This is a genomic window from Candidatus Acetothermia bacterium (assembly GCA_024653305.1).
Lineage (GTDB): Bacteria > Bipolaricaulota > Bipolaricaulia > Bipolaricaulales > Bipolaricaulaceae > JACIWI01.
Map to the genome: position 1 here is coordinate 37,638 of JANLFW010000004.1, position 21,330 is coordinate 58,967.

Consider the following 21,330-nt stretch of genomic DNA (forward strand, 5'->3'; position numbering starts at 1 on the left):
CGGGTGAACCGAAGTCACAGGGTGGTGCGGCCCTTGAGGGCGCGGCCCAGCGTGAGCTCGTCCGCCGATTCCAGGTCCCGGCCCACCGGAACCCCGTGGGCGATCTGGGACACCTGGACCCCGAGCGGCTTGAGCAGACGCAGGATGTGCATGGCGGTGAGGTCCCCTTCTAGCTTTGGCTCCAAGGCCAGGATCACCTCCCGCGTCCCCTCGTTCTTGACTCGCTCCGCGAGCTGGGCCACGTTGAGGTCCTCGGGCCCGACGTGGCTGCTCGGGGAGATGAGGCCCCCCAGCACGTGGTACAGGCCCCGGTACTCCCCGGTGCGCTCGAGGTGCTCCACCTCCCACGGCCGGGCCACGACGCAGATCGTGGTCGGGTCACGCCCGGGATCCCGACAGATGGGACACAGGCCCTCCGTGGAGAAGCTCCCGCAGCGCGGGCAACGCCCGATCCGAGGAAGCCCGGTCAAGGCTTCGCTCAGGCGCTTGGCCTCCTCGGGCTTGGCTACGAGGAAGAACGCGATCCTTTCTGCAGACCGACGGCCGATCCCGGGAAGCCGGGTCAGGGCGGCGAGCAGCTCCGCGAGCGGGGGGATCATGGGGTGAACCCTGGAGGCAGCAGCCCGGCCAGGTCGGCCATCGCCTTCTGCGCGATGTCCTTGGCCTTGGCTTGGGCCTCCCGCACGGCCGCTACCACCAGGTCGGCGAGCATGTCCACCTCGGAGGGGGTCGCCACCTCCGGGGAGATCGCGAGCTCCACCAGTTCCCCATGGCCGGTCACCACCGCCCGCACCATCCCCCCGCCGGAGGTGGCCTCGACCCGGGCCTCGCCCAGTTTCCGTTGCCGCTCTTGCATCTCGGTCTGGATCCGCTGGGCCTGCTTCATCAGATTGCGCAGATCACCTAGTCCCATGGTCCTCCTCCCGGAGAATCGTCCCCTCGAGCGCCTGGGCCAGCAACCTGGCCCCTTCCTCGAGCGATGGCTTCGCGCCCCCTCCCCCCTCCCAGGCGATGTGCACGGCAAGGAGGGGGCTGAAGAACCGGTGCGCGGTGCCCTCCACGTACGCCCGCACCTCCGGGTCGAGCAGGGACTCGTAGTGGTACCCGCAGTCCGCGGGGAGGCGGATGGTGAGCAGGCCGTCCACCAGGGTCGCCGTGGCCGGGGCGAGGAACGCGGCCACGGCCACCCTCTCCTTGAGGATCTCGGCGAGCATCTCCTGCCACGCCTTTCCCACCGGGTCCATGGCCTGGGGCGTGGCCCCTGAGTCCGGGTGCGTTTCCGCTGGCGCTCCCGCGGATCCAGACGTCCCCGGATCCGAATGCGCGGCCGTGGCTTGGGCCGCGGCCCGTGGGGGGCCGCACAGCTCGAGGACCGCCACCTCCAGGTGGAGGCGCCGGGAGAACGCCCGGGGGAGCTCGGCCCGCAGCTCGATCAGGCGGCAGGCGACCGGGATGAACTGGGCCTCCCCGGCGATGATCCGGTCCCGGGCCCGCGCCGCCGCCTCCTCCAGGAACAGGACGAGGTCCCGCCCCCGTTCGGCGAGGTCGTTCACGATCTCGAGCGCCCGGTCGGGGTCCTGCCCAGCCAGTGCAGCCAGGAACCCGTCTACCTGCGAAAGCGGGGGGAGACCGAGGAGCTCGACCACCGCCGCCTCGGTCACTTCCCCACCCTGGCCGAGCTGTTCCATGAGCACGATTGCATCCCGCATGGCCCCTCCGCTCCGCCGGGCGATGAGCTCGGCCGCCCCGGGGGCCAGGGCGATCCCCTCCGCGGCTGCGATCTTGCGGAGATGGGCGGCGATCTGGTCCTCCGAAATCGGGAGGAACTCGAACGCCTGGCACCGGGAGAGCACGGTCGAGGGCACCTTGTGCGGCTCGGTGGTGGCGAAGATGAAGAGCACGTGAGGCGGAGGCTCCTCAAGGGTCTTGAGGAGGGCGTTGAACGCCTCCCCAGTGAGCATGTGCACCTCGTCGATGATGAACACCTTGTACCGGGCCCCGGCCGGGACGTACGCCACCTCCTCGCGGAGCTGGCGGATCTGGTCCACGCCCCGGTTGGATGCGCCGTCGATCTCCACCACATCCAACGACCGCCCAGCGAGGATACGTCGGCAGGACTCGCAGCGGTTGCAGGGCTCACCGCCTTCGGAGGCGAGGCAGTTGACAGCGCGGGCGAAGATGCGGGCCACCGAGGTCTTACCCACCCCGCGCTGGCCGGCGAACAGGTAGGCGTGGCCGGGCTTCCCCTGGGCCACCGCCCGGCGCAGGGTGCCCGCCACGAGCTCCTGCCCCACGACCTCGGCGAACCGCTGCGGGCGCCACCGCCGGTACAAAGAGAGGTTCGTGCCCTGATCGACCATCAGGACAAGGATACCGATGCTCTCGTGCTCCTGCCACCTTCTCGTACCGGTGCTCGATCCCACCGGGGATGAGGTAGCTATCCCCCAGCTCCACTCGGGTGCAGCTCATCTCCCACCGACAACTTGTCGGTGGATTAGTCTAGGGCGAAAGCTCACCGGCACGGGCCTGGGCGGCGTCGCCCTCGCCGCGAACGGAGGTGGGCTATACTATTCCTAGATCGGTCCAATGGGAACAGCATGATGCGTCCGGTCGATCCGAAGGGCCCGCTTCCGCCCTACCCCGAGTGTGTCCATCCGCACCCTTCTCGCCGTATTGGGGCTTGGGATCAACCTCCTTCCCGGTGCCCGCCGGGTCTTGGCGCCAGAGAGGATCGCCGCCGACGCGCAAGTGGAGGTGACCGCATGCTGAAGCCAAGCAAAGGGCAGAGCGAGACCGCCATGGGCTCGCTCACACAAGGAGGATTGGCATGAAGGCGATGAAGAACAACCGGTACGCGTTCTTCAAGGGGGAGATCATCCCCATCGAGGAGGCCAAGGTCAGCGTCATGGCCTCGGCCCTCCACTACGGCACCGGGGTGTTCGAGGGAATCCGCGCCTACTGGAACGAAGAAGATGAGGAGCTTTACATCTTCCGCCTCCGGGAGCACTTCGCCCGGTTTGTCCGCAACTGCCGCCTTCTGTTCATCGAGCTCCCCTACACCGTCGATCAGCTGTGCGAGGTCACCCTAGATCTGCTCCGCCGCGAAGGATTCAGGACCGATGCTTACATCCGTCCGCTCGCGTACAAGGCGAGCGAGGCGATCGGGGTTCGGCTGCACGACCTGGCCAGCGAGTGCGCGATCTTCGCCATGCCTTTCGGGGACTACATCGGCAAGCCGAACGGGGCACGGGTGATGGTCTCCTCGTGGCGACGGGTGGGCGATAACGCGACCCCGGCCCGGAACAAGATCACCGGCGCCTACGTCAACTCGGCGCTCGCGAAGACCGAGGCGTTCCTGAACGGGTTCGACGACGCGATCATGCTGTGCCAGGATGGGCATGTGTCCGAGGCCAGTGCGGCCAACTTGTTCTTGGTGCGCGACGGCGTCTTGATCACGCCCCCGGTGACCGATGACATCCTGGAGGGGATCACCCGGGCCACGGTGATCGAGCTCGCCCGCGACGCCGGGGTCGAGGTCACGGAGCGCCCGATCGATCGGTCGGAGCTGTATGTGGCCGAGGAGGCATTCCTATGCGGCACCGCCGTAGGCGTGGTGCCCGTGATCGAGGTGGACCACCGCAAGGTCGGGAGCGGCGCTCTGGGTCCTATCTCTACCCACGTGCGCGCCCTGTACGACGCCGCCGTGCACGGCCAAGAACCACGGTACCGCCGGTGGTGCACCCCGGTGTACCGGACGAAGGCCGCCGTGGACACGGGCCGCTGACGGCGGCTAGATCCCGCGTCCGTCCCCGGCAACGCCCAGCCGTTGTCGTCCCCCGGAATTTCTTCCCGCCTTCCGAGCACGGTAGGATGCCCACGGAGGTGATCGGAGTGAGGGAGTTCTCGTTCATCCTCGGGAACAACCTCAGGCCGCTGGTGGAGGTGACGGCGGCGCTCGGCGCGGAGCACGTAAACCTGGAGGGGATCGCGGGTGTGACCGTCCTCGACGAGGGGGTCATCGCCATCGTGACCGACAACCCGGACAAGACCCGCAAGGTCCTCAAGGGGCTGGGGATCGAGTTCGAGGAACGAGAGGCGCTCGTGATGAGCCTCCCCACCAGCCGGGCCAACTCGCCACCCTCCTCGACCGCCTGTCCACCAACGGGATCAACTCTCCTGCTGCGGCACCGTGGAGAAGAACCAGATCGTCACCCCAGACCAGGTGGAACGGACCAAGGCCATCTTGAGGATCCCGTAACCCGGCTGGTCGAGGTCGCGAACATCGGGTGCCGGCCCCACAGGGCGTGCTTCCCCGCGGCGTGCGGAAGGACGGGTCTGGAAGAGTTATCCTTGGTTGGCTTCAACATCGGAAAGGGAACCGTTGGTGCGCATCTTCGTCAGCCTCTTCTTCGCCACGGCGACGGCGCAGATCGGGCTTGGGATCATCTCCCCGATCTTGCCCCTTTACGCGAGGACGTTCTCGGCAAGCGGCCTCGCCATCGGCCTCGTGTTCGCCGCGTTCTCGGCGTCGCGGACCCTGTTCGGCCCGATCCTTGGCCGTGCCTCCGACCGCGTGGGCCGGAAGTCCCTGATCGTCGCCGGACTGGCGTCCTACACCGCGGTCTCGATCCTGTACACCCTGGCAGGGAACCTCTGGCAGCTCGGGCTGTTCCGGTTCCTCCAGGGGATCGCGTCGGTGATGGTCACGCCGCTTGCCCAGGCCTACGTGGGCGACCTCACCCCACGCGGGAAGGAAGGGCAGTACACGAACCTGTTCTACTCGTCGCAGTTCATGGGGATGGCGATCGGGCCCGTTCTCGGCGGCGGGATCGGGGCGGCGTGGTCGTACGAGAGCGCGTTCTACGCGATGGCGGCGCTGAGCATGGTCTCGCTCCTGCTCGTGGTGTTCACCGTGCCCGCCGACCGTCGGCTGCCCGCGGTCTCGCGCCCCTCTCGGATGGCCCCGATCCGTCAGGTGATCGCCCACGACGCGGTGAAGGCGATGATGACCTACGCGGCCACGCGCGGGTTCTGGCGCCAGGCGTTCAACACGTTCTACCCCTTGTACGCGGTGGCGGCGCTCAGCGCGGACGAGGCGAGCATCGGTTTGGTCCTATCGGTGTACATGTTCACCGAGGGGCTCCTGGAGATCCCGTTCGGGTTCTTGGCCGACCGCTATCCGCGCATGCGCCAGATCGTGGTCGGAAGCGGTTGTGCGCCATTGGCCCTGGTGGCGATCCCGTTCGTCGGCTCGACGTGGGGGGTGGTGCTTCTCGCGTTCGCGATGGGGGCATTCTCGGCTCTGGGCCGGGCGTCGCTGGTGGCGATCCGCACCGCGCTCGGGCGCACCTACGGGATGGGAACCCTGGCCGGGCTCCAGGGGAGCGCGTTCGCGTTCGGGCAGATGTTCGGGCCCGTCGTGAGTGGAGCGGTGGTGGACGGCCTTGGGCTAGCCGCCGCGTTCCCGTTCGGAAGCGGCGTGGGCATGATTGGCACGGTGCTGGTCATCGCCTGGATGCGGCGCTGGCTGCGCAAGAACCCGGGCGACGCGGGGGGTGGCTCGGCGTCGCCTGGCGGCGACCCCATCCAAACCGAGCTTGCGAGATCCCAAGGGGCCGGAGGGAGGTGGCGGCGTGTCCGAGCAGGGCCTGAGCACGGCGTACTTCCGATTCTATGCGGAGTTGAACGACTTCCTGCCAGCTGAGCAGCGGCAGCGCACCATTCCCTACAGCTTCCCCGGTGCCCCGGCGGTGAAGGACGCCATCGAGGCCCTGGGTGTGCCCCACGTGGAGGTCGACCTGATTTTGGTGGGCGGGGAGTCGGTGGGATTCTCGCACCGGTTAAGCCCGGGCGATCGGGTGGCCGTGTACCCGATGTTCGAGAGCCTGGACGTCTCCGGCCTCTCCCGGCTGCGAGGGAGGCCGCTCCGACGGCCCACGTTCGTCGTCGACGTCCACCTCGGCAAGCTCGCCCGCCTGCTGCGGCTCCTCGGGTTCGACACCCTTCACACGAACCACTACCAAGACGACGTGATCGTGGCCATCGCCGCGCGGGAGGGGCGGATTCTGCTGACCCGCGATCGTGAGCTCCTGAAGCACAATGCTGTGACCCATGGGTACTGGATTCGCTCCACCCAGCCCGTGCAGCAAGCCCGGGAGGTGGTGCGGCGGTTCGACCTCGCCGGGCAGGTACAGCCGTTCCAGCGGTGCATGGCCTGCAACGGCCTTCTCAAGCCGGTGGCCAAGGCCGAGGTCCTGCCGCGGATTCCGCCCCGGGTCGCGGCGTGGCGGGACGAGTACCTGCTTTGTTCAGGCTGCGGCAAGCTCTACTGGGAAGGCTCGCACTACCCCAAACTGGAGGCGCACATCGCCCAGATCCTCGGGGAAGCGTCGGATCGGGCGGATGGAGGCTGATCGTCTCGATCACCCGCGCCGGGGCCCCACCAGGGCTCGATCACGGCGAGGTCTGGTCAGCGGGTGGGCAAAAGATAGAGGAAGATCGCGAAGTAGTGGCACATGCAGCCAGCGAGCACCATGAGGTGCCAGATCGCGTGGTTGAACGGGACACGTTTCCAAGCATAGAACACGATCCCCAACGTGTATACGACGCCGCCGGCAAGCAGGAGCGCGAGCGCCCCCAATGGAATGTGGGCGAGCACCTGATCAGAAGCCACGACCACCAGCCAGCCCATCACCACGTACGTGACCACCGAGAGCTTGCGCAGCCGCCCGAGAAAGACCGACTTGAACACGACACCGGCGATGGCCATCGCCCACACCACCCCAAGGAGCGTCCAACCCCACGGCCCGCGCAGGCTGATCACCAGGAACGGCGTGTACGTACCGGCGATGAGAAGGTAGATCGCGGCGTGATCCACCACGCGGAAGAACGCCTTCACCCTGCGGTCGCGGAAGCCGTGGTACAGCGTGGACGCGAGGTGGGTGAGGACGAGGGTCGTCCCGTAGATGCTGAGGCTCGCGAGGCGCCAGGGGTCGCCCCCGCGCAGGGCGGCCAGGCTCACGAGGGCGGCGAGGCCGGCGAGGCTGAGGCCCGTCCCCACCGCGTGGGTGACCGCGTTCGCGATCTCCTCGCCCTCCGTGTACTCGGGTAACTCCGGGCTTCTCATGGCAGCATCAACGTTTTCAAGCTCCCTGGAGTCACTATTTTACTGGAATGACACGGTCCATGGCCGTTTCCCCCTTGCGCGACGCGTTTTGACCGGAGTCCAACGCCCGTGTCCCGGCGCGCTCGGACGGATTTCAGGGTTCCGCAAGCGCGACCTCGCTGTAGCCCGATCGGCAGGGAGGCCCGGCGGTGTGCCACAGGCGGCGGGCGTGGAGGTCGATGATCACCGACAGGACCGTGTGGTACTGGGCGTGATCCGGGAAGGCCGGGCTCGGATGGCGGCATACGGAGTCGGGGAAGCCCAGGTGATCGCGGAGGAAGTCCTGCAGGGCCTCCGCAGCAATCGGTCCTTGGGCGGCGGCGTGGCCGAGGAGTTCGGTGAGCCGCGCCTGGCGGAGGTAGGTGGAGTGCCGCTCCTCAGCGAGCGGCTGGACGAGCCCCAGACGCTCTGGGGCCAGAAAATGGTTGGCGTGGACGAGGAAGCCTTGCTGCGGCTCCCACCGCAGGGCCCCGGTCGGGGCGCGCTCCAGGTCCACCGCCGCCCCCTGGCCGGGACGTCCGGCCTGCCCGAGGAGGAAGTTGGCCGATCCAGGAGATCCGTCTGACTCCACCGTTGCCACTGCCTCGTCCAAGGTGCGGGCGTTCAAGACCTGCCAGCACCGCACGTGGAACGGGACACCCTCCCGTTCCCAGCGGTCGAGGTGGGACACGAGGCCGGTCACGCATAGGCCCACCCCGGCCGAGTTGAGCCCGATCTTGCCCCCGGCGATCCCGGCCTCGGTGAAGCACAGGACTGCGAGGTCCTCCCCTCGGATCCGCAGCCACAGCTCGGCCACCCCGGGGAACCAGTCCCAGTTCTCCCCCAGGATCAGGTGTCCCTCCTGGACGTGCTCGGGCAGGGCAGCGAACGCGGTGCACGCGCTCCCGCCCAGCCCCTGGCGCACGAACTCCCCGTAGAAGAGCTCGTACCGGGCGTTGAGCGCCATCAGGGGGAGGAGGGGCAGGCCAGACCCGGCGGCCAAACCGCCAACCATCGCCGCGTAGCCGGAGAACCCCGTCCGGATGCGTTCGAGGTGGACCCGCGCCCGCCGCAGGACCTCGTCCCGCGACAGCCCCAGTTCGTCCCGAAACCGGCGGAAGTACAGGTCTAGGTTGTGCTCGATCAGGGCCTTGGCCCGGCGACCGTGCTCATAACCCACCTCGTACGGTTCGCCGGCCAGGTCGAGGACGGGAACGGCCCTCATCCCGTGCCTGCGAGGCTCTTCTCGAACTCGATCCACGCCGGCTGGCGCACGAACCCAAGCCGAACGTTGATCGCCAGCATCCGCTCGTTGGTGGTGGCATTCCACGTCTTGATCAGCCTGTAGCCGTGGTCCCGCGCGTACTCGATGGTCTTGAGCTTGAGGGCCACCGCCACCCCCCGGCCGCGGTACTCCCGCCGCACCCCGGTCAGGCCCTGATACAGGTGCTCCGGCTCCTCCTTGTTCCGGCTGAGGAAGCTCTCCCCGATGTAGCGGTCCCCGTCCTTGGCCACGAAGTACCCGTCGAGCAGGGTGTTGGGGTGCTCGATGAGGTTGCGTACGAACTCGTCCATGGGTGGGGGCGTGTACGGCGTGTGCGCGGGGACGTCGGCCATCGCCGTGGTGTGGAGATCGTACGCCTTCTCCAGCCACTTCGGGTCCCGCTCCTTCTCCTCGGCCAGGGTGGTGATGGTGATGCCCTCCCGATCCATGCGCTTGGTGTACCCCTGAAACGGGGCGAAGTCAAAGCTTTGTACGTCAAGGCGGGACTCCCAGCTTCGCATCGCCTCGCGGAACCCGCGGTTCTCGAGGAAGGCGATGCTCCCGGGCATCGTCTCCCGGGCCGAGGTGTTGATGAGCACGGCCCCGAGCCCCAGAAGGTCGGCGAGGATCCGGTCATAGAGGAGGGTACCGATCCCCTGCCGTTGGTGGGCAGGGTGGACCTCGACCCACATCCAAAACCGCCCGGGATGGAAGCGGTGGGGCATGTGGTGGTAGACCCCGTGGCCCACGATCCGGCCGGCCACCTCCGCCACGTACCGCCGGAGCACGTACGCGGTTCCCGCAAATTCCCGGATATGGAGAGCGCACATAACGGCCTCTAGCGGTCGCCATCTTAGCCAAGGGCTTCGTCCCCCTCCACCGGAGGGGGGCCGTGGATGCCCCGGTATACGGTGCGCCGGGGAACTCCCAACCGCCGGGCCGTCTCGGCCCGCGCCTCCTTCGGGGTGAGGCCTTGGGCAAGGAGCCCGTGGTAGAGGTCGCGGACGGCCTCCGGGGTGGAGGGTGGGGTTGGCCGAGCGGAACCGATGAGGACCACCACCTCCCCCTTCACCTCCCCGCGGGCCATCAGGGCCGCGTGGACCTCCTGAGCCGTCCCGCGCACGAACTCCTCGTGAAGCTTGGTGAGCTCCCGGGCCACCACCACCGGCCGGTCAGGGTACAGCTCGGCCAGGATGCCCAAGGTGGCCACGATCCGGTGTGGGGAGTCGTAGGCAACCGCGGTGCAGTCCAGGTCCCGAAGGCCTTCCAGTACCCGCCGGCGGGGCCCGATCGGGCGGGGAAGGTGCCCGAGGAACAAGAACCGGTCGGGGGGAAGGCCTGAGGCCACCAGGGCGGCCACCGCCGCGGTGGGACCGGGGATGGGCACCACGGGAATCCCTTCCCGAACACATGCCCGTACTAAGGGATACCCAGGGTCGGAAATGAGGGGGGTCCCCGCATCCGAAACGAGGGCTACATCCTTCCCTTCCCGGAGGAGGCGGAGCACCCCTTCCACCCGCTCCGCCTCCACCCCCTGGTAGAGGCTCGGGGCGAACGGGGTGTGGATGCCGTAGTGGGCGAGGAGCCTCCGCGTGCGGCGGGAGTCCTCCCCCACGATCACGTCCACCTCGCGGAGGATCCGCAGCACCCGCAGGGTCACGTCTTCCAAGTTCCCGATGGGGGTGGAACAGATGTACAGGATACCGGCCACGGCAGATTATAGCTTGCGGTCTTTCCCGAACCGGGCTAAGTTCCTTCTCATGGAGCGGCTGCGCGACCTCAAGGAGCAATTGGAGCGCCTGGAACGGCGGCTGAACCTGGACGCGTTGCGAAAGCGGGTGGCGGTGATCGAGGCGGACATGGCCCGCCCCGGGTTCTGGGAAGACCGGGCGGCCGCCCAGGGCAAGGTCCAGGAGCTGGAGGCGGCCAAGGAGCGGCTGCAGGAGTTCAGGGCGCTCGTGGCCGAGCTCGAGGAGGCCGAGGTCCTGTGGCAGCTGGCGGAAGAGGAAGGGGACGAGGCGGCCAAGGCCGAGGCGGAGGGGCGCCTCACCGCTCTCGCCGAGGCGGTGGAGCGGGCCCGGCTCCAGTTCCTCCTCAGCGGCCCGTACGACCGCAACGACTGCTTCCTCGCCCTCAACGCCGGGGCCGGGGGGACCGACGCCCAAGACTGGACGCAGTTGCTCCTCCGGATGTACACCCGATTTTGCGAACGCAATGGGTTCCAAGTACGGCTGGTGGACGAAACCCCTGGTGAGGAGGCCGGGCTCAAGTCGGCGACCCTGGAGGTGCGGGGGCGGTACGCGTACGGCCTCCTCCGGGGGGAGACCGGAATCCACCGCCTTGTGCGCATCTCCCCGTTCGATGCCGCCCGTCGCCGTCATACCTCGTTCGCCTCGGTCACCGTGACCCCGGTGGTCCCCGAGGAGGACGTGGACATCGCCGAGGAGGACATCAAAATCGATTCGTTCCGGGCCGGCGGCCCCGGCGGCCAGCACATGCAGAAGAACGAGACCGCGGTCCGGATCACCCACCTCCCCACGGGGATCGTCGTGTCCTGCCAAAACGAACGTTCCCAGCACCAGAATAAGCTGACCGCCCTCCGCATCCTGCGGGCGCGCCTGCGGGCCCTCCTGGAGAAGGAGCAGGCGAAGAAGCTCGAGGAACTGAGGGGGGAACTGGCCGACATCGAGTGGGGACACCAGATCCGGTCCTACGTGCTCCAGCCCTACCAGCTCGTCAAGGACCACCGCACCGAGGTCGAGGTGGGGAACGTCGAGAGCGTGCTGGACGGGGAGCTATGGCCGTTCATCTGGGCGTGGCTGGAGAGCGGTAAGGGCTAGCACTCTCGTCACGCATCGCCCTCACGCGTGACGGGTCACCGGTCAAGGTCCGCCGAGGAAGGCGAGGATGCCCTGCAAGATGCCGCGGGCGACCTTTCCCTGGTACAGGGACGAGGTAAGCCGATCGCGTTCCTCGGGGCAGGTGAGGTAGCCCACCTCCACCAGCACCGCCGGGAGCTTGGTGCGGCTGAGGTACAGGGGCTGGGATCGCACGCCGCGGTCGGTGGCCCCGGTGGCGCGTACCAGCGCCTGCTGGACCTCGGCCGCCAAGCGAAAGCTCGGGTCGTCGGGCCGGCGGGTGCTGTCCACCCACGTCTCCACCCCGCAGATCCCCTTGTCCGCGGACGCGTTGGCGTGGATGGACAGGTACAGGGCCGCCCCCACCTGGTCGGCCAGGCCGACCCGGTCTTTCAGCTCGACGTACCGATCGGAGGCCCGGGTCAGGACCACCTCCAGCCGCGGCTCCCACCGGGCGAGGGCAAAGAGGTGCAGGGCAATGGCCAGGTTCACGTCCTTTTCTTTCACCCCGGCCACGACCGCGCCCGAGTCGTGATCACCGTGTCCGGCGTCCACCACCACCACGACCGCGCCCGGTCGGGTGAGGGGTTGGCGGAGGCTTCCGGTGAGGCCGAGGGTGAGGAGGAACAGGATCACCACCAGGACCAGCACGTGCAGCCGCGGCATGGCCCGATGCTACGGGGGCCATGGCGAGCCTGCCAGGCGGGGTGTCCGCTCTCCGGCGTACCCGTGTGGGGACGGGGGTGGAAAGGGTGCTCTTGACGGGGAGGGTGAGCCGGGGTAGAGTTTCAGTTTGAAAATGAGTATCGATTTTTGCTGGCGATCGCTGGACGCCCTCCCCCCCGGCCAGCCGGGGCGGGTGGTGGCCATCGGCGGCGGCCGGGGCCTCGCCCTGCGCTTGCGCAGCTTGGGCATCCGCCCCGGGGCAGTGGTGCGCACGGTGGCCCAGGGCCCCTGGCGGGGGCCGGTGCTCTTGGAGGTGGACGGATGCCGGGTCGCCCTCGGCCGCGGCATCGCCCGCCGGATCTTCGTCCAGCCTCTGCCGTGAACGTCCGTCGCATCGCCCTCGTCGGCCAGCCCAACTCCGGAAAATCCACCCTGTTCAACGCCCTCGTGGGCTGGCGCGCCGTGGCCTCCAACTTCCCCGGCACCACCGTGGAAATCCTGCGGGGAGGGTCCCACATGGCCGGCCAACCAGTGGAGGTCGTGGACCTCCCCGGCACCTACTCCCTGTCCTCCGGCGACCGGGCCGAGGAAGTGACCCGGGCCTTCCTCACCTCCGGCGAAGTGGACGCCGTAGTCCACGCGATCGACGCGTCCCTCCTCTCCCGGTCCCTTGAGCTTACCCTGGAGCTCGCCGAACTGGCGATCCCAATGGTGCTGTGCCTCAACATGATGGACGAGGCACGGCGCAAAGGCGTCGCCGTCGACCAGGAGAAGCTGGCCCAGCTCCTTGGGGTACCGGTGGTGGCCACGGTGGCCACCCGGGGGGTAGGCCTCCCCGCCCTCCTCGCCGCCCTGCCCAACGCCCGTCCCGCCAACCCACCCCGCTATTCGGCCGACGTGGAGCAAGCGTTGACCACAGTGGAGAACGCCTTGGCCTCCGTCCATACCGGCCTTCCCCCGAGGTACATGGCGATCCAGGCCCTGGCTGGAGCCCCACTCCCAGACGTCCCCCCCGCGGCCACGGCCCAAGTCCACGCGGTGCGGGAGGCCCTGGCCCGAACCCGGGGCGAGGACCCCGCCCTCGTGCTCGCCGACGAACGCCACGCCCAAGCGGTGCGCACCTTCGAGGCCGTGGCCCAGGTGACCCACGCCCACCTGGACTGGCGGGACCAGGCCGACTCGGTCCTCATGCACCGCTACCTGGGCTACCCCATCCTGGGGTTGGTCCTGTTCGCCCTGTTCTGGATCGTGTTTCAGGTGGGGAGCACCCTGGAGAGGCTCCTCCGGGAACCCCTTTCCGGGCTGACCGAGGCGTTGGCCGGGGCGGTGGGGCCGGGGGCATGGGGGCAGGTGGCGGTGGGGGCGATGGAAGGGCTGTGGGCCGGGCTCGCCCTCGTGCTCCCCTACCTCGTGCCGTTCCTTCTCCTCCTCGCCCTCCTCGAGGACGTGGGGTACCTGCCCCGGGCCGCGTTCCTCCTGGACGGGCTCATGCACCGCATGGGCCTGCACGGCAAAAGCGTGATCCCGTTCCTCCTCGGCTACGGCTGCTCGGTACCGGCGGTCCTGGCCACCCGGATCCTCGAGGACGATCGGGACCGTCTGGTCACCGCGGCGCTCGCGGTGATGGTGCCCTGCGCCGGTCGGGCCATCGTGGTGTTTGGGCTCGTGGGCCGGTTCATGGGCCCGCTTGTGGCGTTGGGGTTGTACCTCCTAAACGCCGCGGTGATCGCCGTTTCGGGCACACTGCTCCGGCGGTTCCTACCGGGGATGGGGCCTGGGTTGATCCTGGAAATCCCCCCCTATCGGCGGCCGGGGGGCCGCACCACCTTGGGCAAGGTGTGGCTGCGGCTGCGGGATTTTGTGGCCGTGGCCTGGCCCCTCCTCGTTGGGACGAGCGCCGTGTTCGCCCTGGCCGAGGCCCTGGGATGGGCAGGGGGCCTGAACGCCGGTGTACGGTTCCTCACGTGGCCGCTGGGCCTGCCCCCGGAGGCAGGGGTGCCCCTCGTGTTCGGCCTCCTCCGTAAAGAGCTCTCCCTCGTGATGCTCACCCAAGCCTTTGGCACGGCCGACCTCTCCGCCGTCCTTGCTCCAGGGCAGATGGTGATCTTCACTGTGTTCGTTCTGTTCTACATGCCGTGTGTGGCCACCTTGGCCGCCCTGGGGCGGGAACTGGGGCCCCGGCGCACCGGCCTTGTCTTCCTCGGCACCACCGGGGTCGCGCTCCTCGTGGGGCTTCTCCTTCGGGGCTTGGCGTCCCTGGCCTAGTTCGGGGTGGGGTTGGGACGGCGGCGTTTGGGGGAGAAGACCGTGGCCAGGGCGAACCCGGTCGCCGCCACCAGGGCGATGGACGCCCCCGCCGGGAGGTCCAGGGCCAGCGACACCCCAAGACCCCCGAGGGCGAACAGGGCCCCAAGGATGGGAGAGAGGACGAGGAGCTTTTTCATGTCCCACACGAGCTGGCTGGCCGCCGAGGCCGGGAGCATGAGGAGGGAGTAGACCAACATTCCCCCCACGAGCTTCAGGGACACCGCCACCGCCGCGGCAATCAAAAACAGGATCAGCCACAGGTACGGGCGGGCCGGAACTCCCGCCTCCTCGGCCAGCCTCCGCTCGAGGAGCACGGAGAGGACCTCCCGGCGAAAGAGACCGATGAAGAGGGCGCTCCCCCCCAGGACCCCGGCGAGGAGGGCCACGTCGCGCCAGCCCACCCCAAGGAGGCTCCCCCAAAGGAGGGACAGGGCCGGGGAGGCCATGGCCTCGCCGGGGGCCAGGGCCAGGAACACGAACCCCAAGGCCATGGTGAGGGGGAAGGCCACCCCCAACACCACCTCCGCCGGAAGCCGGGTGTACTCTGCCGCCGGCCCGAGCAGGGCCGCCACCGCCAGGGCGAAGAGGAGGGACAGCACCACCGGGGGCACGGGAACGAGGAGGGCCAGGGCGGCCCCGGCGAACGCGGCGTGGGCCATGGCGAACCCCACCGACGAAAGCTGAAGCCTCAGGGCGCATACCCCGAGGAGCCCGGACAGCCCACCCGCGAGGACGCTCCCCACAAGACTTGGGAGGATCAAGCCCCACATGGCAGGGGCCGCTCCCAAAGCTCCTCCAGGCAGAAAGGGAGGGAAGAAAGCTCGGAAAGCTTCCCCTCTCGCATGAGGAAGGCCCGATCGGCCTCGGAGAGGAGGACGTCCTCGTGCAGGACGGCGAGCACGGTCATCCCCTCCCCCCGGAGGGCGAGGATGGCCTGGGCGAGGTCGGCCCGGGCCGCGGGGTCCAATGAGGAAAACGGCTCGTCCAGAAGCAACAGAGCTGCCTCCTTCGCGAACGCCCGGGCGAGGAGGGCCTTGCGCTGCTGCCCCCCGGAGAGGTGGCCGATGGGCCAGCCTGCCTTGTCCGCGAGGCCGAATGCGGTCAAGGCCTCGCGGGCGCGCTCCTGGTCCCGGCGCGGCAGGCGCTGCCAGGGGCGGAGGCGGCCGAACCGGCCCATCATGACCACGTCCCGGGTGAGGTAAGGGGTGTCCGGGGGGAAGACCAGGTCCTGGGGGAGGTAGGCGACGCGGCGCCGCAGGGCCGGGCCGGCGGCCCTTACCTCGGCCCCGAACACGCGCACCGATCCGGCCTGATAGGGGAGGAGGCCCAGGATCACCTCGAGCAACGTGGTCTTGCCCGCCCCGTTCGGGCCCACCACCACGCCGAGTTCCCCCTGCCCCAGGGTCAAGGAGACACCGATGATGGCGGGCCGGTCCGCCCCGGCGTAGGCCGCCGCAACGTCCCTCAGCTCAAGGGCGGGCTCTCCCACGTGAACAGCTCCTCCACAGGGGCAGAAAGGATCCACTCCACCTGGTCCTCGGTGGCCCCCCCATCGAGGAGGGCCCGCGCCACCTCGTCCCGCAGGGCGATGCGAACCGCGTGGTCCCCGCTCACGAACCGGGCCGCCGGACGTCCCCCTTCCCGCACCGCGAGGTTCCCCTTCCCAGCGGTGCAGCCGGTCGCGATCTGTAGGCCGTCCACAAGGCAGGAAACCGGGGGCTTACCCCCCGTTTCGGCCTCCGCCCGGATCCCGGTGAACCCCGAAGAGCGGAGGAGCCGGAGGGCCAAAAGCCCCATCCGGATCCCCACGGCCAAGAACGGGCCCCGGTGGCCGTGAAGCCTGGCCCCGAGTTCCCAGAGCTCGCGGGGGTCGACGGTGGGATCGAGGGCAAGCCACTTCATGGCCGCTCCCGCACCGTTTGCACCGCGGCGAACACGGCTTGGGCGTTGACCTCCAGCATGGATACGAGATCCCCCGCCCCGGGAATGGCCCCGGGGAAGTTGGTGAGGACCACGTGCACCGCCCCGAGAACGTAAGCGAGGCGGGCCCCAAAAGAAGTCCCGGACTGCAGGTTGTCGATCACGAGCAAAACCCCGGCCTTCCGCCCTGCGGCCGCAAGCTCAGAAAGGTCCCGCAAGGTCAACCTTTCCTCAGGGGGGTAGGTGGCCACCACCGTGAGCCCAAGCCACTGAGCGAAGTCGGCCTGCCACTGCATCACGATCGCCGGGACCTCGGCTAAACCGAGCTCCTGGGCCCGGCCGAGGATTGCGGCGGCCACCGCCGAGAGATCGGAGAGGAACCTCTCCAGCCGCTCCGCGAAGTACTCGGCTCGCTCGGGGCGGAGCTCGGTGAGGGTTTGGGCCACGGCCCGGACCTTCTCGGCAAGGAGTTCGGGAGTGTTCCAGGCCCCCTTAAGCCCGAGGACCTTGGCCCCGGGGTTCACGTTCCCAAGGAGCCGCTCCAGCCAAGGCTCGATGCCGTGGTAGAGGACGAGCTCCGCCCTGGCCACGGCCAGGAGGTCGCTGGGCCTGAGGTCGTAGTGGGCCGGACAGAACCCGGCGGGGATGAGGGTGGTCACCGTGACCTCCTCACCGCCCACGGCCTGGACCAGGTCCCCGAAAACCACGGACGTGGCCACCACGGCAAGGGGTTGGCCGAAGAGGGGAACGGCGAGGGCTAAGACCGAGAGAATCGCAAGGCGCATAGGTCGCATGGTTCCTCCTTGTAGCACGAATTTGAATTTCGTGCCACCAATGGTACTATGGACGGCGCGGGGGTCAAGGGCGCGGGCCAAAGAGTGCCGTCCCCAGGCGGACCATGGTCGCCCCCTCTTCGACGGCGATCTCCCAGTCCTGGGACATCCCCATGGACAGGACCTCCATCCGCACCCCAGGGATCCCCTCGGCCCGGAGGGCCTCGAACAGCCGGCGCATGGCCCGGAAGTGGGGACGGGAGTCCTCGGGCCGCTCGGGGGCAGGGGGGACGGCCATGAGCCCGCACACCCGCAGGTGGGGGAGACGGACCAGGGCCTGCACGAACTCGGGCACCGCCTCGGGCAGGACCCCTGCCTTCTGGGGCTCGCAGCCCACGTTCACCTGCACGAGCACGGGAAGGGTGGCTCCCCGCGGGGCGAGAACCCCCTCCAGCTTCTCCGCAAGAGGAAGGGAGTCCACGGTCTGGATCCAGTCGAAGGTGTCCAGGGCCCGGCGGGCCTTGTTGCGCTGAAGGGGGCCGATCATGTGCCACGTGGCCGGCTCGGGGATGGCCCGGCGCTTTCCTTCCGCCGCCTGGACGTAGTTCTCCCCGATGTGGGCGATCCCAGCCCGGATCGCCTCCCGCACCTCCGCAGCGCTCCGCCCCTTCGCGGCCGCCACCACCGTCACCCCAGGGGGGACCCGCCGCAGGATCTCCTCACACCTCCGCGCTACGTCCATCGGGCGATCGCCGGCGATTGTAGCCCCCCCTGTTCCCCTCCGCCCTCCGGGTGCTCCTCCCTTCGTCGGGGTCAGGGTGAGGGGAAAAGAAAAGGGGCCGGGACTCGTCCCGGCCCCCTGTTCCCAAAAGATCAGTACACGACCGGACCACCCGGGCCGGTGAACAGGCCGAAGATGGGATCGGGTGTGTTCTCCCACCAGTCGGGCCACCCCCAAGACGGGCAGAAGCCGCCCGCGGGCACCGTGTACGGCCCGTACACCTCGGTGACCCCGTTCTGGACCACGGTGACCGTCGCGTGGGCTCCGACCACGGGCGAGCCGGCCCCGGCGTCCACCACGTACCCTTCGATCACCCCGGTGGGCACGGCGGGGATGAAGAGACGCCCGGAGAGGGTCAGGATCCCGAGGATCACCCCGCCCAAGATCGCCGTGTTCCAACGCGTCATTGGCCCACCTCCCTAGAACGTGAGCACCCAGCCCACGCTGAGGCCCATGTCCCCACCCACCTCAGCGGTGAATGAAGTGGTCACCGTGAGGTTCTGCAGGACGGGGACCGCCGCCTCGGCCACAAACCGGGACAGCCCGAACAGGGTGCCCGCGGGCTTGAAGTACAGGCCAACATCCAGGGAGTACCGACCACCGCAGCAGCCCGGACCACAGAACCCAAGCTTCAGGTACTCGAACTCGCCGTCCTCACGCACGTCCTCATCCAAGATCTCCTCGACCTTGGCCACGTTGAATGCGGTCAGGAACTCGGCGTAGCCGCACCCCCCAAGCTCACAGCGGGCCTTGAACCCGTAGATCTCCAGGCCCCGCCAGGTGTGGTCCGTGAACACCGCGTCCCCGTACACCTGGAAGCACGCCTCCCCAACGCCCTCCCACTTGGGCTCAACCGCCACCGTCTTGCCGATGGTGGTGAACTTGGCGGAGGCGTCGAAGCTGATCCCGCAGCAGATGGGAAAGCCACGCGCCACCACCTCGAGGTAGTCGAACCCTTCCTCCTTGGTGAACGCAAACCCCAGGTCGAGGGTCACCCCGCACCAGAACGGAACTTCCTCCGCCGTGAGCTCGGCGTAGGTGAACTGGAACCCACCCGGGAACGGGTCCACGGGGAAGGTCTTCTCGTAGGCGCCCAGACAGGAGATCACGCAGTCCTGGAGGCGGGCCCCGATCCCCACCACGGCCCCCACCGTAAACCCGCCGAGGTCGCGTTCCGCCGCGACCACCATCCCACCCGCCGGCCCCCCGAAGTACCCGGGGATGGTAGGGCCCACCATCGCCGAATAGAAACTGAAGTCCGTGCCGGCGATGGGGAGGGTTACCTGGCCCAAGGAGTACAGGAAGGCCGGGGCCCAAAGAGGAGGGTCCACTCCACCGTAGCCGAGGCCAGCATGCCCGCCACATCCAGGCTCTGCCACACCCAGCCGTCGGACCCGAACCACTCCCCCTTCCCCCCACCCGCCAGCCCGCCACCGTCCCGCTCAGCTCAAGTGCGGTGGAGGCCAGGCCCAAGCTGGGAAGGAGATCCACTGTGCCCGACCAGGTCCCGCTCACCCCTTGGCCCACCACGGCACCGGAAAACGCCGATATCAAAAGGAATTGTCCCTTTGCGCATTGTGCCTCCCCTTCCTCGCAGGGGGATGAAGGAACTCGGTCCCTGTCCCAAGACCATCTCCTTTCCTTGGAACTTGGTCGGAGTATGGGAAGCCCGGAGCCCACCCGTCAACTCGATCATCTCTCAGGAAGTAATCGCGGCCATTCTGACCATGAGAGCACGGAAAAACTGCAACCCCATCGGGTCCGGGACCAATGTCCCCCCATTGGCGCGTCGGGTTGGGTTGCTTACCATAGACCTGCAATGCACGAGGCCATGTTGTGGGAGCCGGCCGGGGAAGGACGGGTGCGGTGCAAGCTCTGCGCTCACCGGTGCCTGATCCCTGACGGAGGGCGGGGGATCTGTGCGGTTCGGGAGAACCGGGGCGGAACGCTCCATACCCTGGTGTACGGGTGTCTTGTCTCGCAGGACCTCGATCCCATCGAGAAGAAGCCCCTGTTCCACTTCCTCCCCGGGGCGCCGGCCCTGTCCATCGCCGCGGTGGGGTGCAACTTCCGCTGCGACTTCTGCCAGAACCACCACATCTCCCAATACCCCCGGGAGCACGGGGGCCGGATCCTCGGGGAGCCGGTGGCCCCGGAGGAGGTGGTGCGGGCGGCCAAGGCCGCCGGGGCCCGGGTCATCGCCTACACCTACACCGAGCCCACGGTGTTCTTCGAGATGTGCCACGAGACCGCACGTCTGGCGGCGGCGAATGGCATCCGCAACGTGTTCGTGTCCAACGGGTACCTCACCCGGGAGGCGGCGGAGACGATCGCCCCCTACCTCTCCGGGATCAACGTGGACCTGAAGAGCTTCTCGGGCGAGTTCTACCGCCGCCACTGCGGGGCGACCCTCCAGCCGGTGTTGGACACCATTGCCCAGATGGTGGCCCAGGGGATCTGGGTCGAAGTGACGACCCTGGTCATCCCCGGTTGGAACGATTCTGAGCAGGAGCTGCGCTGGATCGCGGAGTTCCTCTTCGGGATCTCCCCGGACATCCCGTGGCACGTATCCCGGTTCGTGCCGGCCTACCACGTCCACGACCGACCACTCACGCCGGTGCCTACCCTCCGCCGGGCGCGGGACCTCGGCCGAGAGGTGGGCCTGCACTACGTGTACCTGGGGAACGTGCCCGGGGAGGGGGAGGACACGCAGTGCCCGTCCTGTGGCCGCGTCCTCATCCGCCGGTACGGGTTCCAGGTGTTGGAGAACGCCGTTTCCGACGGGCGTTGTCCGAGCTGCGGTGAGGCCATCCCCGGGGTGTGGGTCTAGCCCCCACAACCCCTAACGCTGGCAGCAGGGGCAGAAGTAGGTGCCGCGGCCGCCGAGGATCACCCGCTGGATCGGGGTCCCACAGGTCGGGCACGGCTCCCCCTCCCGGCCGTACACGGAGAGCTCAACCGCGAACCCGCCCGGCTCCCCGTTCGGCCCCTGGTAGACCCCATCGGGAAGCGTCGTCCCGGCCTCGGCCAGGGCCGCCTGGAGCACCTCCGGGATCGCGTTCGTAAGGCGCCTGGCCTCGGCGGGCTCGAGCCCGCCCGCCGGCCGGCGGGGGTCGATCCCCGCCCGGAACAGGATCTCCGCTGCGTAGATGTTCCCGATCCCCGCGATCTTCCGCTGGTCCATGAGCCAGAGCTTGATCGGCATCCGGCTCCCCTTGAGCGCTGTGGGAAGCCAGGACAAATCCCCGAACGGCTCCGGGCCGAGGTCTCCCTTGAACTCCCGCACCACCTCAGCTGTACCCAGGCGCCGCGGATCCACGAGGTACACCTCCCCATCCGGAAACCGCAGGGCCAGGCGCACCCGCCCCTCCGGCGCGGACGCGCCCCACGCCAGGCGCCCAGACATGCGCAGGTGGATCACGAGCAGCCGGTCCCCGAGGTCGAACAGGGCGTACTTCCCCCGCCGGGCGAGGGCTCGCACCTCGACCGGGAGATCGAGGGCGGGCCGGACGTGGGCGAGCTTCGGGTCGTGGGCCTCCACGGCGAGGAGGGTCTTCCCCTCCACCACGGGCCGCAGCCCCTGGACCATCGTCTCCACCTCAGGGAGCTCGGGCATT

General features: G+C 68.8%; 23 protein-coding genes. 7 read left to right on the forward strand and 16 right to left on the reverse strand.

All coding sequences use genetic code 11. The annotated features are described in order from the left end of the window. Positions 1–14: 14 nt before the first annotated feature. Genes recR through dnaX form a run of 3 tightly spaced genes read right to left on the reverse strand, consistent with a single transcriptional unit; the run spans position 15 to position 2,360 of the window. Positions 15–599, reverse strand: coding sequence for a recombination mediator RecR (gene recR / locus NUV94_02470; GenBank protein MCR4391652.1), 585 nt, complete (start codon positions 597–599; stop codon positions 15–17). Further along, positions 596–913, reverse strand: coding sequence for a YbaB/EbfC family nucleoid-associated protein (locus NUV94_02475; protein MCR4391653.1), 318 nt, complete (start codon positions 911–913; stop codon positions 596–598). Before NUV94_02475 ends, recR begins: the two co-directional genes overlap by 4 nt. Then, on the reverse strand, positions 900–2,360 hold the full coding sequence (gene dnaX, locus NUV94_02480; protein MCR4391654.1) for a DNA polymerase III subunit gamma/tau: 1,461 nt from the start codon (positions 2,358–2,360) through the stop codon (positions 900–902). The genes NUV94_02475 and dnaX overlap by 14 nt, the downstream gene beginning before the upstream one ends. A gap of 476 nt (positions 2,361–2,836) precedes the next feature. Between dnaX and NUV94_02485 the strand changes: the two genes are divergently transcribed. From NUV94_02485 to NUV94_02495, 3 genes are all read left to right on the forward strand, one after another. Then, entirely contained in the window at positions 2,837–3,784 is a 948-nt protein-coding gene (locus NUV94_02485) for a branched-chain amino acid transaminase (protein MCR4391655.1), read from the forward strand. A gap of 600 nt (positions 3,785–4,384) precedes the next feature. Beyond that, the gene (locus NUV94_02490; GenBank protein ID MCR4391656.1) at positions 4,385–5,704 is read left to right on the forward strand and encodes an MFS transporter; all 1,320 of its coding nucleotides are present in this window, start codon (positions 4,385–4,387) and stop codon (positions 5,702–5,704) included. Beyond that, on the forward strand, positions 5,634–6,413 hold the full coding sequence (locus tag NUV94_02495) for a Mut7-C ubiquitin/RNAse domain-containing protein (protein MCR4391657.1): 780 nt from the start codon (positions 5,634–5,636) through the stop codon (positions 6,411–6,413). The genes NUV94_02490 and NUV94_02495 overlap by 71 nt, the downstream gene beginning before the upstream one ends. Positions 6,414–6,469: 56 nt before the next feature. Here the strand turns inward: NUV94_02495 and NUV94_02500 are convergent, their stop codons facing one another. The 4 genes from NUV94_02500 to rsmI form a co-directional block, all read right to left on the reverse strand. Continuing rightward, positions 6,470–7,126, reverse strand: coding sequence for a hemolysin III family protein (locus NUV94_02500; protein MCR4391658.1), 657 nt, complete (start codon positions 7,124–7,126; stop codon positions 6,470–6,472). A gap of 133 nt (positions 7,127–7,259) precedes the next feature. After that, the gene (locus tag NUV94_02505; GenBank protein ID MCR4391659.1) at positions 7,260–8,369 is read right to left on the reverse strand and encodes a C45 family peptidase; all 1,110 of its coding nucleotides are present in this window, start codon (positions 8,367–8,369) and stop codon (positions 7,260–7,262) included. Next, complete coding sequence (locus NUV94_02510) at positions 8,366–9,238, reverse strand: GNAT family N-acetyltransferase (protein ID MCR4391660.1); 873 nt, start codon at positions 9,236–9,238, stop codon at positions 8,366–8,368. Before NUV94_02510 ends, NUV94_02505 begins: the two co-directional genes overlap by 4 nt. A 23-nt stretch (positions 9,239–9,261) precedes the next feature. Then, complete coding sequence (gene rsmI, locus NUV94_02515; GenBank protein ID MCR4391661.1) at positions 9,262–10,119, reverse strand: 16S rRNA (cytidine(1402)-2'-O)-methyltransferase; 858 nt, start codon at positions 10,117–10,119, stop codon at positions 9,262–9,264. Positions 10,120–10,168: 49 nt separating this feature from the next. On the opposite strand from rsmI, the gene prfB reads away from it, so the two are divergent. Next, positions 10,169–11,248 (forward strand): peptide chain release factor 2, encoded by a 1,080-nt coding sequence (gene prfB, locus NUV94_02520; GenBank protein ID MCR4391662.1) that lies wholly within the window; start codon positions 10,169–10,171, stop codon positions 11,246–11,248. Between the two features lie 42 nt (positions 11,249–11,290). Here the strand turns inward: prfB and NUV94_02525 are convergent, their stop codons facing one another. Beyond that, on the reverse strand, positions 11,291–11,932 hold the full coding sequence (locus tag NUV94_02525) for an N-acetylmuramoyl-L-alanine amidase (GenBank protein MCR4391663.1): 642 nt from the start codon (positions 11,930–11,932) through the stop codon (positions 11,291–11,293). 133 nt (positions 11,933–12,065) lie between these two features. On the opposite strand from NUV94_02525, the gene NUV94_02530 reads away from it, so the two are divergent. Together NUV94_02530 and feoB are read left to right on the forward strand one after the other, a co-directional pair. Then, entirely contained in the window at positions 12,066–12,314 is a 249-nt protein-coding gene (locus tag NUV94_02530; protein ID MCR4391664.1) for a ferrous iron transport protein A, read from the forward strand. Continuing rightward, entirely contained in the window at positions 12,311–14,197 is a 1,887-nt protein-coding gene (gene feoB, locus NUV94_02535) for a ferrous iron transport protein B (GenBank protein ID MCR4391665.1), read from the forward strand. The genes NUV94_02530 and feoB overlap by 4 nt, the downstream gene beginning before the upstream one ends. Here feoB and NUV94_02540 read toward each other — a convergent pair. From NUV94_02540 to NUV94_02570, 7 genes are all read right to left on the reverse strand, one after another. Beyond that, positions 14,194–15,009 carry a metal ABC transporter permease gene (locus tag NUV94_02540; GenBank protein ID MCR4391666.1) on the reverse strand — a complete coding sequence of 272 codons (816 nt, stop codon included), beginning with the start codon at positions 15,007–15,009 and terminating at the stop codon, positions 14,194–14,196. The two genes, feoB and NUV94_02540, sit on opposite strands and share 4 nt — an antisense overlap. Beyond that, positions 14,997–15,728: a metal ABC transporter ATP-binding protein gene (locus NUV94_02545; protein MCR4391667.1), complete on the reverse strand. Its 732-nt coding sequence runs from the start codon at positions 15,726–15,728 to the stop codon at positions 14,997–14,999. Before NUV94_02545 ends, NUV94_02540 begins: the two co-directional genes overlap by 13 nt. Beyond that, complete coding sequence (locus NUV94_02550; protein MCR4391668.1) at positions 15,704–16,141, reverse strand: formylmethanofuran dehydrogenase subunit E family protein; 438 nt, start codon at positions 16,139–16,141, stop codon at positions 15,704–15,706. The genes NUV94_02545 and NUV94_02550 overlap by 25 nt, the downstream gene beginning before the upstream one ends. After that, the gene (locus NUV94_02555; protein MCR4391669.1) at positions 16,138–16,944 is read right to left on the reverse strand and encodes a metal ABC transporter substrate-binding protein; all 807 of its coding nucleotides are present in this window, start codon (positions 16,942–16,944) and stop codon (positions 16,138–16,140) included. Before NUV94_02555 ends, NUV94_02550 begins: the two co-directional genes overlap by 4 nt. A gap of 73 nt (positions 16,945–17,017) precedes the next feature. Beyond that, positions 17,018–17,674, reverse strand: coding sequence for a YggS family pyridoxal phosphate-dependent enzyme (locus NUV94_02560; protein ID MCR4391670.1), 657 nt, complete (start codon positions 17,672–17,674; stop codon positions 17,018–17,020). 131 nt (positions 17,675–17,805) lie between these two features. Continuing rightward, complete coding sequence (locus tag NUV94_02565) at positions 17,806–18,120, reverse strand: hypothetical protein (protein MCR4391671.1); 315 nt, start codon at positions 18,118–18,120, stop codon at positions 17,806–17,808. A gap of 12 nt (positions 18,121–18,132) precedes the next feature. Continuing rightward, positions 18,133–19,044, reverse strand: coding sequence for a hypothetical protein (locus NUV94_02570; protein ID MCR4391672.1), 912 nt, complete (start codon positions 19,042–19,044; stop codon positions 18,133–18,135). A gap of 488 nt (positions 19,045–19,532) precedes the next feature. Between NUV94_02570 and amrS the strand changes: the two genes are divergently transcribed. Then, the gene (gene amrS / locus NUV94_02575; protein ID MCR4391673.1) at positions 19,533–20,543 is read left to right on the forward strand and encodes an AmmeMemoRadiSam system radical SAM enzyme; all 1,011 of its coding nucleotides are present in this window, start codon (positions 19,533–19,535) and stop codon (positions 20,541–20,543) included. A gap of 12 nt (positions 20,544–20,555) precedes the next feature. Here amrS and mutM read toward each other — a convergent pair whose 3' ends face one another. Continuing rightward, positions 20,556–21,329 carry a bifunctional DNA-formamidopyrimidine glycosylase/DNA-(apurinic or apyrimidinic site) lyase gene (mutM, locus tag NUV94_02580; GenBank protein MCR4391674.1) on the reverse strand — a complete coding sequence of 258 codons (774 nt, stop codon included), beginning with the start codon at positions 21,327–21,329 and terminating at the stop codon, positions 20,556–20,558. Position 21,330: the final 1 nt, after the last annotated feature.

What these genes read in the sequence shown, in the direction of transcription:
- recR (MCR4391652.1), bottom strand. Translation starts at nt 599, where the DNA reads ATGATCCCCCCGCTCGCGGAGCTGCTCGCCGCCCTGACCCGGCTTCCC.
- NUV94_02475 (MCR4391653.1), bottom strand. Translation starts at nt 913, where the DNA reads ATGGGACTAGGTGATCTGCGCAATCTGATGAAGCAGGCCCAGCGGATC.
- dnaX (MCR4391654.1), bottom strand. Translation starts at nt 2,360, where the DNA reads ATGGTCGATCAGGGCACGAACCTCTCTTTGTACCGGCGGTGGCGCCCG.
- NUV94_02485 (MCR4391655.1), top strand. Translation starts at nt 2,837, where the DNA reads ATGAAGAACAACCGGTACGCGTTCTTCAAGGGGGAGATCATCCCCATC.
- NUV94_02500 (MCR4391658.1), bottom strand. Translation starts at nt 7,126, where the DNA reads ATGAGAAGCCCGGAGTTACCCGAGTACACGGAGGGCGAGGAGATCGCG.
- NUV94_02505 (MCR4391659.1), bottom strand. Translation starts at nt 8,369, where the DNA reads ATGAGGGCCGTTCCCGTCCTCGACCTGGCCGGCGAACCGTACGAGGTG.
- NUV94_02510 (MCR4391660.1), bottom strand. Translation starts at nt 9,238, where the DNA reads ATGTGCGCTCTCCATATCCGGGAATTTGCGGGAACCGCGTACGTGCTC.
- prfB (MCR4391662.1), top strand. Translation starts at nt 10,169, where the DNA reads ATGGAGCGGCTGCGCGACCTCAAGGAGCAATTGGAGCGCCTGGAACGG.
- NUV94_02525 (MCR4391663.1), bottom strand. Translation starts at nt 11,932, where the DNA reads ATGCCGCGGCTGCACGTGCTGGTCCTGGTGGTGATCCTGTTCCTCCTC.
- NUV94_02530 (MCR4391664.1), top strand. Translation starts at nt 12,066, where the DNA reads ATGAGTATCGATTTTTGCTGGCGATCGCTGGACGCCCTCCCCCCCGGC.
- NUV94_02540 (MCR4391666.1), bottom strand. Translation starts at nt 15,009, where the DNA reads ATGTGGGGCTTGATCCTCCCAAGTCTTGTGGGGAGCGTCCTCGCGGGT.
- NUV94_02550 (MCR4391668.1), bottom strand. Translation starts at nt 16,141, where the DNA reads ATGAAGTGGCTTGCCCTCGATCCCACCGTCGACCCCCGCGAGCTCTGG.
- NUV94_02555 (MCR4391669.1), bottom strand. Translation starts at nt 16,944, where the DNA reads ATGCGCCTTGCGATTCTCTCGGTCTTAGCCCTCGCCGTTCCCCTCTTC.
- NUV94_02560 (MCR4391670.1), bottom strand. Translation starts at nt 17,674, where the DNA reads ATGGACGTAGCGCGGAGGTGTGAGGAGATCCTGCGGCGGGTCCCCCCT.
- NUV94_02565 (MCR4391671.1), bottom strand. Translation starts at nt 18,120, where the DNA reads ATGACGCGTTGGAACACGGCGATCTTGGGCGGGGTGATCCTCGGGATC.
- amrS (MCR4391673.1), top strand. Translation starts at nt 19,533, where the DNA reads ATGCACGAGGCCATGTTGTGGGAGCCGGCCGGGGAAGGACGGGTGCGG.
- mutM (MCR4391674.1), bottom strand. Translation starts at nt 21,329, where the DNA reads ATGCCCGAGCTCCCTGAGGTGGAGACGATGGTCCAGGGGCTGCGGCCC.